Source organism: Sphingomonas sp. CFBP 13603, assembly GCF_014892665.1.
Classification (GTDB): domain Bacteria; phylum Pseudomonadota; class Alphaproteobacteria; order Sphingomonadales; family Sphingomonadaceae; genus Sphingomonas.
Window position 1 is genome coordinate 1 of sequence record NZ_JADBIA010000002.1, and the last position, 14,826, is coordinate 14,826.

General features: G+C 66.6%; 9 protein-coding genes. 7 read left to right on the plus strand and 2 right to left on the minus strand.

All coding sequences use genetic code 11. The features are described 5' to 3' along the window. Nucleotides 1-204: 204 nt before the first annotated feature. From IFR23_RS02855 to cobA, 7 genes are all read left to right on the plus strand, one after another. Nucleotides 205-783, plus strand: a complete 579-nt coding sequence (locus IFR23_RS02855) for an ANTAR domain-containing response regulator (RefSeq protein ID WP_192974653.1) — start codon at nucleotides 205-207, stop codon at nucleotides 781-783. Beyond that, nucleotides 783-1,997 (plus strand): CmpA/NrtA family ABC transporter substrate-binding protein, encoded by a 1,215-nt coding sequence (locus tag IFR23_RS02860; protein ID WP_192974654.1) that lies wholly within the window; start codon nucleotides 783-785, stop codon nucleotides 1,995-1,997. The genes IFR23_RS02855 and IFR23_RS02860 overlap by 1 nt, the downstream gene beginning before the upstream one ends. Before the next feature lie 297 nt (nucleotides 1,998-2,294). Next, complete coding sequence (locus IFR23_RS02865; RefSeq protein WP_192974655.1) at nucleotides 2,295-3,677, plus strand: MFS transporter; 1,383 nt, start codon at nucleotides 2,295-2,297, stop codon at nucleotides 3,675-3,677. A 38-nt stretch (nucleotides 3,678-3,715) separates the two neighbouring features. Next, on the plus strand, nucleotides 3,716-6,217 hold the full coding sequence (gene nirB, locus IFR23_RS02870) for a nitrite reductase large subunit NirB (RefSeq protein ID WP_192974656.1): 2,502 nt from the start codon (nucleotides 3,716-3,718) through the stop codon (nucleotides 6,215-6,217). Further along, nucleotides 6,214-6,552: a nitrite reductase small subunit NirD gene (nirD, locus tag IFR23_RS02875; RefSeq protein ID WP_192974657.1), complete on the plus strand. Its 339-nt coding sequence runs from the start codon at nucleotides 6,214-6,216 to the stop codon at nucleotides 6,550-6,552. Before nirB ends, nirD begins: the two co-directional genes overlap by 4 nt. A 115-nt stretch (nucleotides 6,553-6,667) precedes the next feature. Then, nucleotides 6,668-9,262, plus strand: coding sequence for a nitrate reductase (locus IFR23_RS02880; protein WP_192974658.1), 2,595 nt, complete (start codon nucleotides 6,668-6,670; stop codon nucleotides 9,260-9,262). Then, the gene (cobA, locus tag IFR23_RS02885; RefSeq protein WP_192974659.1) at nucleotides 9,252-10,043 is read left to right on the plus strand and encodes a uroporphyrinogen-III C-methyltransferase; all 792 of its coding nucleotides are present in this window, start codon (nucleotides 9,252-9,254) and stop codon (nucleotides 10,041-10,043) included. Before IFR23_RS02880 ends, cobA begins: the two co-directional genes overlap by 11 nt. Nucleotides 10,044-10,156: 113 nt before the next feature. Here cobA and IFR23_RS02890 read toward each other — a convergent pair whose 3' ends face one another. Beyond that, complete coding sequence (locus IFR23_RS02890) at nucleotides 10,157-11,803, minus strand: FAD-dependent oxidoreductase (RefSeq protein ID WP_192974660.1); 1,647 nt, start codon at nucleotides 11,801-11,803, stop codon at nucleotides 10,157-10,159. Nucleotides 11,804-11,814: 11 nt separating this feature from the next. After that, the gene (locus tag IFR23_RS02895; RefSeq protein WP_192974661.1) at nucleotides 11,815-14,796 is read right to left on the minus strand and encodes a TonB-dependent receptor; all 2,982 of its coding nucleotides are present in this window, start codon (nucleotides 14,794-14,796) and stop codon (nucleotides 11,815-11,817) included. Between the last annotated feature and the right edge of the window lie 30 nt (nucleotides 14,797-14,826).

A 14,826-nucleotide genomic window follows, 5' to 3' on the forward strand; every position in this document is an offset into this window, starting at 1 on the left:
GCTGACGCTGCTTCATCCCCACACTCCTCCTCCTCAAAGAATGAAGTGTTGCGACCACCCGTTGAACCCACCGGCGAAGTCAGACACCGAGCTCCCGTGCACGGCCTGCCTCGAGGCGAGCGTCGCACCAGCTCTATTCGCCTTCTGCGCAACCTTGACCGATGTGGCCTCGCCATCAGGATCGGTGCAGCATAAGACCGCCCGATGCGGATCGCGATCATCGACACGAGCACGACCCGGGCGGCGATCATCTCGGACGGCCTGCGCGAGGCGGGGCTCGACGATATCGTCGTGATCGACGGCACGTTGGGTATGGTCGCCGCGCTCGAGAAGGCGGCGCCCGAAGTGGTGTTGATCAACCTCGAAAACCCCAGCCGCGACGTGCTTGAGGAGTTCTTCGCGGTGTCGCGCGCGCTTGCCCGGCCGATCGCGATGTTCGTCGACCAGAGCGATGCGGAATCCACCGCTGCCGCGGTCGATGCGGGCGTCTCGGCGTATATCGTCGACGGGCTGGCCAAGCAGCGGATCAAGCCGGTCATAGACCTCGCGATCCGCCGGTTCCAGGCGTTCGCACGATTGCAGGCCGAGTTGCATGAGGCGCGCAGTGCCTTGGCCGATCGCAATACGGTCGATCGTGCCAAGGCGATCCTGATGAAACGCCGCAGTATCGACGAGCCGACCGCGTACGGCCTGCTTCGCGCGCAGGCGATGCGATCCAACCGCAGGATCGCCGAGATCGCCGACGCGATCATCACCAGCGATGCGCTCATGGGAGAATTGTGATGGCGCTCGACCGGGTCCGCATCGGTTTCCTCCCACTGGTCGATGCCGCGCTGCCGATCCTCGCGCGCGAACGCGGGTTCGCCGAGGCCGAGGGACTGGAGATCGAACTCGTCCGCGACATGACCTGGGCGACGGTGCGCGATCGGCTGCTGTACGGGCATACCGACGCTGCGCACATGGTGGCGCCGCTGGCGATCGCGACGGCATTGGGGCGTGGGCGGCCAGCGGTGCCGATGGCGGTGCCGTTCGTGCTGGGGTTGAACGGCAACGCGATCACGTTGTCGCTGCCGCTCGCCGCGCAAGTGATGGACGGCGATGCGCTCGGCGATCCGGTGGTGCTGGGTGCGCGACTGAAGGCGGTCGCGACCGAGCGTGCTGCGGCGGGGCGGCGGCTGCGGTTCGGCGTAGTGCATCGCTATTCGAGCCATAACTACATGCTGCGCTACTGGCTCGCCGCGGTCGGCATCCGCCCGGATACCGACGTCGAGATCGTCACGACCAGCCCGACCTTCGCCGCCGATGCGCTTGGGGCGGGCGAAGTCGATGGCATCTGCGTCGGCGAGCCGTGGAATGGCGTTGCGGTCGATCGCGGCGTCGGGCGGATCGCGCTGGTAACGGCGCAGGTCTGGCAGCGTGGCGTCGAAAAGGTGCTGGCGATGCGCGCAGCGACGCTGGCTGAGCGTGGCGACGTCGTCCACCGGCTGATCCGTGCACTGCACGCTGCGGCCGCGCAGTTCGTCGATCCGGACACGCTTGAGGAGAATGCGGCGATCCTGTCTCGCCCGGAGTATCTCGATGCGCCGGTCGATGCGGTGGCGCGGGCGATCGGCGACCGGGTGCGGCTGGTGAAGGACGCGGTGCCGATCCACGTGCCCGACTTCATGTTCCAGTACCGCGAGGCGGCGAACTTCCCGTGGCGCAGCCAGGCGGCGTGGCTGTATTCGCAGATGGTACGCTGGGACGGCACGCCGTTCTCGGCCGAGGAGGCGGACGTCGCGCAAGGGGTGTTCCGTCCTGACGTGTATCGCACGGCGCTGGCGGGCTCGGGCGCGCCGTTGCCGAATGCGAGTTCGAAGCTGGAGGGGGCGATCGGCGCGGACAGCATCGGCGCGGGATCGACGCAGGGGCGGTTGATCCTGGGGCGCGATGCGTTCTTCGACCGGCGCGCGTTCGATCCGGATGATATCGAGGGGTATCTGGCCGGCTTGCCGTGAACTCTCCTTCTCCCCTCCCTTCCAGGGAGGGGTGTTTTAGCGGTCAATCACCCCGCCAAACCCGAATCTGCTGCACCCGCGAAATGACGCTTGCGCGATACGGCCACTTCGGTCATCTTCGCATCGTCCGGCAAGGGAGTCGGACACGAAATCATCGCGAGACCGGTTCCAACGACGGGACCTGACCGCGTAGGACGATCCACCGATCGTCCATAGGCAACGAAGCCGCTCCGACGCGTCCGCAAGGTCGCCGTCGGGGCGGCTTTTTCTTTGTCCGCCGCAGATGGAGGGCCGACCATGTTGTTCGCATCACCGGGTATCGACACCGCCGCTTCGAAGGCCACCAGGATCGACCTGTTCAGCGCCGCCACGCCGCAGATGCGCGCGTTCCACGTCACGTGGCTGGCGTTCTTCGTGTGCTTCTTCGCGTGGTTCGCCGCGGCGCCGTTGATGCCGCTGATCAAGGCCGAGTTCGGCTTGAGCAAGGATCAGATCGCCAACATCAACATCGCCGCGGTCGCGGTGACGATCCTGGTGCGGCTGGTCGTCGGGCCGCTCTGCGACCGGTTCGGCCCGCGCCGCACCTATACGTGGCTGCTGCTGATCGGTGCGATCCCGGTGTTCGGGCTGGCGTTCGCGCAGACGTACGAGACGTTCCTGTTCTTCCGCCTCGCGATCGGCGCGATCGGCGCGTCGTTCGTCATCACGCAATATCATACGAGCGTGATGTTCGCGCCCAACGTGGTCGGCACCGCCAACGCGACCGTCGGTGGCTGGGGCAATGCCGGCGGCGGCGCGGCGCAGAGCCTGATGCCGCTGGTCGTAGCGGCGCTCGTCGGGCTCGGCGTCGAGCACGCGTTCGGCTGGCGTACGGCGATGTTCGTGCCGGGGGTGGCGATGCTCGCGATGGCGTTGGTCTATGCGCGCTACACGCAGGACACGCCGCAGGGCGACATCGTCGACCTCCGCGCAGCGGGCATCGAACTCGACGGCGGCAAGGCTACGGGGATGGCGATCTTCCGCCGCGCCGCCGCCAATTACCGCACCTGGATGCTCGCCGCGACCTACGGCGCGTGTTTCGGGGTCGAGATCTTCATTCATAATATTGCCGCAAGTTATTACGTCGACCGGTTCGGGCTTTCGCTGACCAATGCGGGGCTGGCAGCAGGGATCTTCGGCGGGCTTGCGCTCTTTGCCCGTGCGCTCGGGGGAATCGCGAGCGACCGGATCGCGCTCAGCAAAGGCCTCGATGGCCGCGCGCTGCTGTTGTTCGCGCTGATGCTCGGCGAAGGCGTCGGGCTGGTGCTGTTCGGTCATGCCGGCAGCGTCACGCTCGCGATCCTGGCGATGACGATGTTCGGGCTGTTCACGCACATGGCGTGCGGCGCGACCTATGCGCTGGTGCCGTTCATCGACCGCAAGGCGCTGGGCGGTGTCGCCGGGCTGATCGGCGCAGGCGGCAACATCGGCGCGGTCGCGGCGGGGTTCCTCAACAAGGCGTCGGCCACCCCGCAGCAATGCCTTATCGTGCTCGGCTACGTGGTCGCGGGCACCGCGGTCTGCGCGCTCGCCGTCCGCTTCTCCGCCACGCACAAATCGGACGAGCGCGCGCTGCTCGACGCGGCACTCGACGCACGCCGCACCAGCGACCGCTCGGTCAACGGCGCGCTCCCCGCATGACCCTCCCTTCCCCGGCTCCAACCCGACTGGACGATCTGATGGAACACCAACCCCCCTTCCCCGAACCCCCTTTTTCCAAGCGGCGCGAGCACCTCGTCGTGATCGGCAACGGCATGGCCGGCTGCCGCGCGGTCGAGGAACTGATCGCGCGCGATCCGACCCGGTACCGCGTGACGATCTTCGGTGCCGAGCCGCACGTGAACTACAACCGCATCATGCTGTCGCCGGTGCTGGCGGGCGAGAAGACGTTCGAGCAGATCGTCATCAACGACCACGCCTGGTACGCGACAAACACCATAGAGCTGGTGACGAGCGACCCGGTGCAGGCGATCGACCGCGCCGCAAAGACCGTCACCGCACGATCGGGGCTGACGGTGTCGTACGACCGGCTGCTGATCGCGACCGGCTCCGATCCGTTCATTATCCCCGTCCCCGGCAAGGACCTGCCGGGCGTCATCTCGTTCCGCGACATGGCGGACGTCGATCACATGCTGGAGGCTGCGGGCAAGGGCGGCGCGGCGGTCGTCATCGGCGGCGGGCTGCTCGGGCTGGAGGCGGCACACGGCCTCACGTTGCGCGGGATGAAGGTCACGGTGATCCACCTGATGCCGACGTTGATGGAGCGGCAACTCGACGAGGCCGCCGGCTGGCTGCTCAAGTCGGCGCTGGAATCGCGCGGCCAGGTCATCCTCACCGAAGCGAACACCGCCGAGATCGTCGGCGATACCCACGTCGAGGCCGTGCTGCTGAAAGACGGCACGCTGATCCCCGCCAGCCTCGTCGTCATGGCGGTCGGCATCCGCCCCTCCGTCGCCCTCGCACGCGACGCCGGGCTGGAGATCGGCCGCGGGATCAAGGTCGACGACCACATGGTCACCAGCGACCCGTCGATCCTCGCGGTCGGCGAATGCGTCGAGCATGACGGCAACGTCTACGGCCTCGTCGCGCCGCTGTGGGGCATGTGCCGCGCGCTCGCCGACGGGCTGACCGACAGTCACAGCGGCTATCGCGGATCGGTGACCTCGACCAAGTTGAAGGTCGCCGGGCTCGACGTGTTCTCGGCGGGCGATTTCTCGGGCGGCGCCGGCGCGGAGGACATCGTCCTGCGCGATGCGTCGCGCGGCATCTACAAGCGCGTCGTGGTCAAGGACGACCGGATCGTCGGCGCGGTGCTGTACGGCGACACGACCGACGGCGGCTGGTATTTCGATCTGCTCAAGCGGGCGGAAGACATCGCGCCGATCCGCGACATGCTGATCTTCGGCCAGTCCTTCGCCTCGGGAGGAGGCACTGCGGACCCTAAGGCGGCCGTTGCGGCGCTCTCCGACGATGCGGAGATCTGCGGCTGCAACGGCGTCACCAAGGGCAAGGTCGTGGCGTGCATCGGCGCCGGCAACGCGACGCTCGACGCGGTCCGCGCGACCTGCAAGGCGTCGGCATCGTGCGGATCGTGCACCGGGCTGGTCGAGACGCTGCTCGCGGTCACCTTGGGCGACGAGTATTCGGGCGAACGTTCGGTCAAGACGATGTGCAAATGCACCAGCTTCGGCCACGACGACGTCCGCCGCGAGATCGTCGCGCAGGGCATGCGCTCGATTCCCGAAGTCATGCAGAAAATGAGCTGGTCGACTCCCGACGGGTGTTCGTCGTGCCGGCCCGCGCTCAATTACTATCTGCTCTGCGCATTGCCGGGCGACTACAAGGACGACCAGCAGAGCCGCTACGTCAACGAGCGCGTGCACGCCAACATCCAGAAGGACGGCACCTATTCGGTCGTGCCGCGGATGTGGGGCGGGCTCACCAACCCGCGCGAGCTGCGCGCGATCGCCGATGTCGTCGAGAAATACGATGCGCCGATGGTCAAGGTGACGGGCGGCCAGCGGCTCGACATCTTCGGGATCAAGAAGGAGGATCTGCCCGCGGTCTGGGCCGATCTGAACGCCGCGGGGATGGTCAGCGGGCATGCGTACGGCAAGTCGCTGCGGACCGTGAAGACCTGCGTCGGGTCGGACTGGTGCCGGTTCGGGACGCAGGATTCGACCGGGCTCGGCGTCAAGGTCGAGCGGATGACGTGGGGCTCGTGGATGCCGCACAAGTTCAAGATCGCGGTCAGCGGCTGCCCGCGCAACTGCGCCGAAGCAACGATCAAGGATTTCGGCGTGGTCTGCGTCGACAGCGGCTACGAGCTTTCGGTCGGTGGCAATGGCGGGATCAAGGTCCGCGCGACCGATTTTCTGTGCAAGGTCGCGACCGAGGAAGAGGCGATGCAGTACTGCGCCGCGTTCATCCAGTTGTACCGCGAGGAGGCGCGCTATCTGGAGCGGACCGCGCCGTGGATCGAGCGGATCGGCGTGGAATACATTCGCGAACGGATCGCCGACGATCCGGAGGGCCGCGATGCGCTGGCGGCACGGTTCCTGTTCTCGCAGCAGTTCACGCAGGACGATCCGTGGGCGGCACGCGCGGCGGGCGAGCATCGCGAACAGCATGCGCCGATGGCGCGCTTCACGCCTCTGGACGCATCGAGGGAAATGGCATGATCGGCGAATGGCTCGATATCGGCTGGGTCGACGAGATCCCGGTCCGCGGCAGCCGTACGGTGCAGGTCACCGGCGGCGACGACATCGCGGTCTTCCGCACCAGCGACGGCAAGGTGTTCGCGCTCGCCGATCGCTGTCCGCACAAGGGTGGGCGACTGTCACAGGGCATCGTGCACGGCGGCGCGGTGGCGTGCCCGCTGCACAACTGGCGGATCGCGCTCGATACAGGCGAGGCGCTGGGCGAGGACAAGGGGTGTACGCCGGTTATTCCGGTGAAGGTGTCGGGTGGGCGGGTGCTGCTATGCCGCACCTCGACCATGAAAGCCGCCGCGTGATCGCGCCACTGCTCCCTCTCCACCGCGGGGAGAGGGCGGGGGTGAGGGGTTCGGGCGCTTGCTGCGCTTCCCAACTGCCCCTCACCCAACCCTCTCCCCAAAGGGGAGAGGGCTAATGGCGCCCGTTCGCACGACGTGCGCGTATTGCGGTGTCGGCTGCGGTATTCTCGCGACGCCGACTGGCGAACGCAGCGTCACGATCAAGGGCGACCCCGACCACCCCGCCAATTCCGGCAAACTCTGCTCGAAGGGCACGCATCTCGGCGAGACGATCGGGCTCGAAGGCCGCCTGCTCACCCCGATAATCGGCCAGCGGCGCGCCTCCTGGGACAAGGCGCTCGACCTCGTCGCGAAACGCTTCCGCGACACGATCGCACAGCACGGCCCCAACAGCGTCGCCTTCTATGTCTCCGGACAACTGCTCACCGAGGACTATTACGTCGCCAACAAGCTGATGAAGGGCTTCATCGGCTCGGCCAACATCGACACCAATTCGCGGCTGTGCATGGCGAGCGCAGTCGCCGGGCACATGCGCGCGTTCGGCGAGGATATCGTCCCCGCGAGCTACGACGATCTCGACGCCGCCGACCTGATCGTGCTGGTCGGATCGAACACCGCCTGGTGCCATCCGATCGTCTATCAACGCATCCGCGCGCGCTGCGACGCCGGCGCCAAGCTCGTCGTGATCGACCCGCGCCGGACCGAAACCGCGGACGAGTCCGACCTGCATCTCGCGATCCGACCCGGCACCGACGTCGCGCTGATGAACGGCTTGCTCGCATGGTGCCGCGACGCGGGCGTAGTCGACTACGACTATCTCGCCGCACATGTAGCAACGCCCGATGCGTTCTGGGATCAGTTCGGCGAGGGCAGCGACCTGTGGTCGGTGGCGCGCATCTGCGACGTTCCGCCGCAGGACCTCCGGCGCTTCTTCGAACTGTTCGCCGCGACGCCGAAGACCGTCACTATGTTCAGCCAGGGCGTGAACCAGTCGCTGTCGGGCACCGATCAGGTCAACGCGATCACCAACCTCCACCTCGCAACCGGCCGCATCGGCAAGCCGGGTGCGGCACCGTTCTCGATCACCGGCCAGCCCAATGCGATGGGCGGTCGCGAGGTTGGCGGGCTCGCGTCGAGCCTCGCCGCGCACATGGATTTCGCGCCCGAGAACGTCGCGCGTGTCGGCCGGTTCTGGGCCGCGCCGAACATGGCGACCAAGCCCGGGCTGAAGGCGGTCGACCTGTTCCGCGAACTCGGCAACGGCCGGATCAAGGCGCTGTGGGTGATGGCGACCAACCCCGCGGTGTCGATGCCCGGTGCCGGCCGCGTGCGCGAGGCGCTGGCGGCATGCCCGTTCGTTGTGGTGTCCGACGTGATCGAGACGACCGACACTTCGGTCCACGCGCACGTCCGCCTGCCCGCCGCGGCATGGGGCGAGAAGGACGGCACCGTCACCAATTCGGACCGCACGATCAGCCGCCAGCGTGCGTTCATGGCCGCGCCGGGCGAGGCGAAACCCGACTGGTGGATCGTCTCCGAAGTCGGGCGGCGAATGGGCTGGAAGACGGCGTTTTCCTATGACCGCCCGGCCGAGATCTGGCGCGAACATTGCCGGTTGTCGGCGTATGAGAACGGCGGTGCGCGACTGTTCGCGCTGCCCGGCCATGCCGCGAAGGGCAATGCGGAATACGATGCGATGACGCCGTTCCGCTGGGGTGGCGCGCCCTTCGCGGACGGCCGGTTTTCGACTCCCGATGGCCGTGCCCGCCTCGTGCCAGTGGCGCAAAAGCCGGTTGCCGCCCCGCTTACGCAATGGCCGATGACGCTCAATACCGGGCGTTACCGCGACCAGTGGCATACGATGACGCGCACTGGCCTGTCGCCCAAGCTTGCGCGTCACCGCGAGGAGCCGCTGGTCGAGATTCACCCCGACGACGCGATACGGCTGGGGATCGTCGATGGCGGCTTGGCGCGCGTGATCACGCCGCAGGGCGATAGCCTCTTCCGCGCAACCGTCGTCGCGACGCAGCGGATCGGCGAACTGTTCGTGCCGATCCACTGGACCGACCGGACCGCGACCGGCGGCCGCGCCGGGCTGCTCCCTCGCCCGCTCGCCGACCCCGTCTCAGGCCAGCCGGGCTTCAAATCCACGCCGGTGCGGATCGAGCCCGTCGCGACCGAATGGCGCGGCTTCGTCGTGGTCCGCCGCGAACTGGCGCCGCGCCCCGATTGCCTGTGGGCGACGCGCGTCGCGGTACCGGGTGGAACGGCGTGGGACATGGCGGGCAACGGCGACGCCGCCGCACTCGACGCGCTGCTGCCGAAGGGCCAGCGGATCGAGGCGGTCGACGCCGCACGCGGCTCGCGCCGAATCGCGATATTGGAGGGCGGCAGGCTCGCCGCCGTCCTGTTCGTTACCCGGGACGGTACACTTCCGCCCCGCGACTGGCTCGTCGCGCAACTGAGCGAGACCGTAGCGGCGCCCACCCTGCTCGCGGGCCGCGCGCCGGGCGTTCAGGTCGACCGCGGGCCGATCGTCTGCGCGTGCTTCGACGTCGGGCTGAAGACCATTCTCGCCGCGATCGCCGACCAGCAGCTCGCCGACGTTCCTGCGATCGGGGCTGCGCTGAAAGCCGGCACCAATTGCGGATCGTGCCGCCCTGCCCTCGCCAAACTCCTCGTCACGCAAGGATCAACAAATGTCGCATGATTTCCCGCCCGGTTCGGTCTGGCTGGTCGGTGCCGGGCCGGGCGATCCCGACCTCCTCACGCGGAAAGCCGAGCGGCTGATCGTTGCCGCCGACATCGTGTTCTACGACGCGCTGGTCGGCGCAGGCATCCTTGCACTCATTCCTGCCGCAACCGAGACCGTAAGTGTCGGCAAGCGATCGGGGCGGCATTCGAAAGATCAGGTCTCGATCAACGTCCTGCTCGCCAGGGCGGCGCTCGCCGGCAAGCGCGTCGTCCGGCTCAAGGGCGGCGATCCGTCGATCTTCGGCCGCTCGACCGAAGAGCTCGACCACCTCGCCGCGCAAGGCATCACGGTGCGGATCTGCCCCGGCATCACCGCCGCCAGCGCCGCCGCAGCCTCGGGTGGCGCCTCGCTGACGCTGCGCGGTCTCGCGCGGAAGCTGACGTTCGTCACCGCGCACGCCCGCGCCGGCGAAGCGCTCGATCTCGACTGGACCGCGCTCGCCGCGCCCGATGCCACGCTCGCCGTCTACATGGGTCGCGCCGCCGCCGGTGAAGTCGCGCGCAACCTGATCGCGGCCGGGCGCGCGCCCGACACGCCGGTCATGGTCGCGGTCAACGTCTCGCTGCCCACCGAGCGCATCCTGCGCGGCCGGCTGTCTGCGCTCGCGTTCCTGGTCGAGACGATCAGCGATCACGATCCGGCGCTGCTGCTGATCGGCGAGGCGATTGCGGTATCGTCGATCACGGCTGCGGACACTGTGGCGCACACGCGGGACTTCGAGGCCGGGGTGGCATAACGCCCATACGGGTATCAACGCACTTCGCATGCGTCGAAGCTCGCACGGATCCGGGCACGGCTACGCGGCAATGTCGTTCCAACTGCATTCGCATAGCCGTGCCGCTATTGGCGTCAGTCGTTCAACGTCAGCACCTGCCCCTCGCCGTCCAGGCGGGCGCGCAGCGCGGGATAGGAGACGTCCTGCACCGCGATCTTGCCTCGGATGGCAAGGTCTGCGGCGGCGGCGGCGGACTGGCCCAAGATCATGAACACGGGCTCCATGCGGATCGTGCCATAGGCGATGTGCGAGGCGGAGAGCGCAACCGGTACGAGCAGGTTCGTCGCCTGCCCGCGCCTGGGCACGATCGCGTCGTAGCCGATCGGGTAGGCCTGCTTGACCGGCACCTCGATATTGCCCTCGTTGCGCGCGAAGCCGCGTGCATCGACGATGCGCTGCACGTTATGCGAATCCATCTGGTACGATCCCATTCCGATCGGTCGAGGCGTGGACTTGATGCCGCGCACGTGCGGTTCGGCCATCACGAAGTCCGACACCATCCGCCGCGCTTCGCGGACGTACATCTCGCGCGGCCAGCCGCCATTGGCGACGAACTCGTCCCTGCACAGTCCCCAACTGGACATCGTCGTGCGCGTGTCTTCGGGAACGCCCGGATCGTTCGCCATGAACCAGAGCAAGCCCTGCTGGTAGCGCGCGTGCTCCTGCGCGATCGCGGCGCGTTCGGCGTCATTGCCCTCGGGATAGCCGTAATTCATGCCGATATCGTCCATCGAGAACGCACCGAAATTGTTCACGTCGGCCTTGCCGTTCGGAATACGGTCGAACTTCCCGAAAAAATCGCGATACCCCGCATCCATGTAGCGTTTGAGAAGCGCATACTGGCCCGGATCATAGCCCGTCGGCTTCGGCAGAGTGATGCGATTGCCGGGCACGTCGGTCAGGCAGAGACGGTAGGTATACGCCTGGATCTTCGTATCCGCGCTGCCGTCGGGCGCGGTCTTCGCGGCGCTGATCCGCGGAAGCAGCCCGCTCTTCGGATCGCCCGCCACGCGGTAGGGATCGATATCGAGCATGAACTGATGGCTCTCCGCATTCTTCGCCTGCACGCCGTTAAGCGTCTCGCCGTACGTCGCATTCGCCTCCCGCCCGGTCGTGAACGAGACGCCGGCGCCGGCCATCAGGTCGCCTTCGTAGCTGGCGTCGATGAACACGTGCCCGGCGAAGCGCTGCCCACCGATCGTGCGAAACGCGACGATCCGTCCGTCGTGCAAGTCCACGCCGCCGGTCCGATCGAGCGGCTGGTTGCGAACCACGGTCACCCCTTCGCTGCGCACCCAGTCCTCCAGGATGCGTTCGGCGACCTTAGGTTCGAACTGCCACGTCGCCTCGTTATCGACGAAGTTCTCGCCGCGGGCCGGGCGCGGTGCCTGTACCCATGCGGCAGGATCGTCGTAATGATGCTTCACCCGACGGTAGAATTCGAGCGCCAGTCCGCCGATCGCGCGGTGGTTGCCGGTGTCCGACCAGCTCAGACCGTTGGTCGTCATCCCGCCGAGGTGACCGTCGCGGCAGACCAGGGTGACCGACCGCCCCAGCCGGCGTGCCTCGATCGCGGCGATCACCCCGCCCGCGGTGCAGCCGTAGATGACGATATCGACTGGTTTGGCAGCGACGGGCCCAGCGGACTGGACAGGAGTCGACTGGGCCGGAAGCGCCGTGCCGAGCAGGAGAGCGATCGATGCGAGGAAGCGGATACGCATGGGGCTCATCCTCAAAACGTTGCCGCGACGCCGAAGAACACACGGCGGTCCTCGCGCGCCGAGTAGAACAGGCGTTGTGGCGTCTGCAGATATTGCCGATCGACCTCGCGAGTCAGGTTGATCCCTTCGATCGTCAGCCTGACGGTCTTGGTCAAATTGACCTGCCCGGACATGTCGAGCTGCCCCCGTGCCGCGGCGTAGGGGCTGCCCCCCGAATTCGCGCCACCCTGGCCGATCAGATACTTGCTGCGCCGGATATAGGCGACCCGCAGCATGAACGTCTTGTCCTCGTAGAACCCGATCAGATTGTAGCTGTTCTTCGAAAGCCCGGGCAGTGGCAGCGCGGTCTTCGTCGCTTCGTCGATCAGCGGCGTCTTGCTGTCGACATAGGTATAATTGGCCTGGACACCGAGATTGTCGAACGGAGCCGGCAGAAACCGCAGCGACTGTTGAAACGCGACCTCGAACCCCTTGATCTTGCCCGAGGACCCGTTGATCGGCTGGGTGATCTGGAACAGTCCGTAAGGTTGCCCGGTGCTCGGCTCGATCTGGTCGGAGAGTCCGCCGATGAACTCGCTCTGCGTGACGTTGATCGTGAAGGAATCGACGTTCTTGTAGAAGCCGGCAACCGTCAGCGCGCTGGACGGCGCGAAATACCATTCGAGCGTCGCGTCATATTGCGTCGCCTCGAACGGACGCAACGTCGGATTGCCGCGCGATCCGGTACGCGAGACCAGCAAGGGCACGAAGCTGACCCCGACATCGTTCAGATTGGGCCGCGCCACGACCTTGGCCGCTGCCAACCGAAAAATCAGGTTGTTGCGCAGGTCGAGCGAGGCGTTGGCGCTCGGCAACCAATAGTCGAACCGCGATTTCGCCAGCGTCGGCTGCGTGTCCGAAAGGTACCCGGACGATATCCGTTCGAACGTGATGTAGCGCACGCCGGCATTGCCGGCGAGCGGCAAGCTACCGATCGTCCCGGCGACATTGGCGCGTGCGTAGAAGGCGAGCGTATCCTGTTCGACGTCCTTGATCGATACCCGCCCGAACGGAATGGCATCGGCGCGCGGCACCGGCAGTCCGAAGGCGTCGCGTGCGACGTTCTTGTCGACCGTGCCGCCCAGGATATCGCGCGGAAAATCTCCGCCCACCCCGGGGAAGAAGCTGCCCTGCCTGTCGTTATAGTCGAGCCCCGGGAGTTCATCGACGGTGATGATCCCGTCGCCATTGCGATCGTGTTTCCCGACCAGGCTCGCGGCGGAAGGCAGGCTTTGCGGGGTCTCCGAATAGAATTGGATCTTCTCGTAGCGACTGCCGAGCTGGATCGATTGCAACGGCCCCCATCTGGACAGGATCGTGAAATCGACGCGTCCGTCATACCCGGTGTTGTTGGTGACGTTGTCGCCGTCGAAGACCGACGCGAGCTGATATTGCGCGGGATCGTTGACGTCGAAGTTCGACGTCAATGCGAGGTTCGGGACCGCATTCCCCTTGCTGAAATCGATCGCGGCGCTGGCGACCCGTCCCGCGCGCGGCACGACGACATAGGTGAACGACGCCCCCGGCCCACCATCGGTGCCGCGTCCCTTGCTGTAGGACGCATCCGCGCTGACCTTGACGATGTCGCCATCATACTTCGACGACGCGCCGAGATTGGTCGATCGGAATTCGGTCGGCTCGTCGTAGACGAGCGGCCGGACGATGACGTTGTTGAACGTCCCGCTGACGATCGTGCCATCCTTGTCCGCGACCGCGCCGACATCGTTGTCGTTGAGCAGCACCTGATAGTTCGCGCTCTGCCGCTCGCGCTTCAGCCGTGAATAGGTGCCGTCGAGCACGATCTCCCATTTGTCGGCGGGACGATACTGGATCGAACTGTTGAGCGTCAGCCGCTGCTCCGCGCGGTCGAAGATCCGCGCCATGAAGCGGTTCGGCCGGAACAGGCCGGGATCGTTCACCCCGTCGCCATTGCCGTCGATATTGTTGGTTCGCGACCAGCCGCCGGAGTCGAACGAATAGCCGCGCGTGTGCGTGTTCGAATAGGCCGCACTCGCGAGCACCCCCAGCGTATCGCTGAAATTCTTCGAGACCAACGCCGACCCGCGATAGCCCAGATGGTCCGCCTGATCGGTATAGGCCCCCTGCAATCGACCGCTCACGACCAGATCGGCGAGATCGAGCGGGCGCTTGGTCTTGAGATTGACCGTCGCGCCCAGCGCGCCTTCCGGCATGTCGGCGGTCGGCGATTTCGAGACGACGATACTCGATATGATCTCCGGACTGATCGATTCGAGCGACGCGTTGCCGCCCGCGCCCGGCCCCAGCAGCGTACGACCGTTGATCTCCAGCCGGTTCTGCGAAATGCCGCGCACGGTGAAGGTCGATCCGTCGCCCTCGCGCCGCGTGATCTGCACGCCGCTGATCCGGCTCATCGATTCCGCGACGTTCTGGTCGGGCAGCTTGCCGATGTCCTGTGCGGTGATGACGTCGACGATATTGCTCGCCGCGCGCTTGACGTTGATCGACTCCTGCAACGAGGCGCGGATACCGGTGACGACGATGTCCTGCTCCGTGGCGGGAGAGACGACCGCGGGCTCCTGCTGCGGCAGTGCGGCGATCTCATTCACGGGCGCTGCGATCTGCTGCGCCACGACGGGCATGAGGGCGATCCGGGACGCGACAGGTTGGCGTCGCTTGAGCGTGATCGCCCCGCCGGTCTTGACCGGAACCAGATTTGTACCGGCGAGAAGCATCTTCAACGCGGCGGACACGTCCATCGCGCCCTGCACGCGATTGGTCGTGACTCCGGCGGCGACCGGCGTGGAAACGAGGATCTGGATTCCCGCCTGATGCGCGAACAGCAGGATGCCCGAGCTTGCGGGTTGCGCCGGGACGTCGAAGCGGCGCGTCTGCGCGCTTGCCTCGACGCTGGTGGCAGAACAACAAATTGCTGCGGCGCTTGCGCCGAACAGCCACGACCGTACGATTCTCATCCCGGCATCCCCCTAATATGGAGGCGCCTG

Coding starts and splice junctions, on each gene's coding strand:
- nirD (WP_192974657.1), top strand. CDS start 6,214: ATGATCGGCGAATGGCTCGATATCGGCTGGGTCGACGAGATCCCGGTC.
- IFR23_RS02880 (WP_192974658.1), top strand. CDS start 6,668: ATGGCGCCCGTTCGCACGACGTGCGCGTATTGCGGTGTCGGCTGCGGT.
- IFR23_RS02890 (WP_192974660.1), bottom strand. CDS start 11,803: ATGCGTATCCGCTTCCTCGCATCGATCGCTCTCCTGCTCGGCACGGCG.
- cobA (WP_192974659.1), top strand. CDS start 9,252: ATGTCGCATGATTTCCCGCCCGGTTCGGTCTGGCTGGTCGGTGCCGGG.
- IFR23_RS02855 (WP_192974653.1), top strand. CDS start 205: ATGCGGATCGCGATCATCGACACGAGCACGACCCGGGCGGCGATCATC.
- IFR23_RS02895 (WP_192974661.1), bottom strand. CDS start 14,796: ATGAGAATCGTACGGTCGTGGCTGTTCGGCGCAAGCGCCGCAGCAATT.
- nirB (WP_192974656.1), top strand. CDS start 3,716: ATGGAACACCAACCCCCCTTCCCCGAACCCCCTTTTTCCAAGCGGCGC.
- IFR23_RS02865 (WP_192974655.1), top strand. CDS start 2,295: ATGTTGTTCGCATCACCGGGTATCGACACCGCCGCTTCGAAGGCCACC.
- IFR23_RS02860 (WP_192974654.1), top strand. CDS start 783: ATGGCGCTCGACCGGGTCCGCATCGGTTTCCTCCCACTGGTCGATGCC.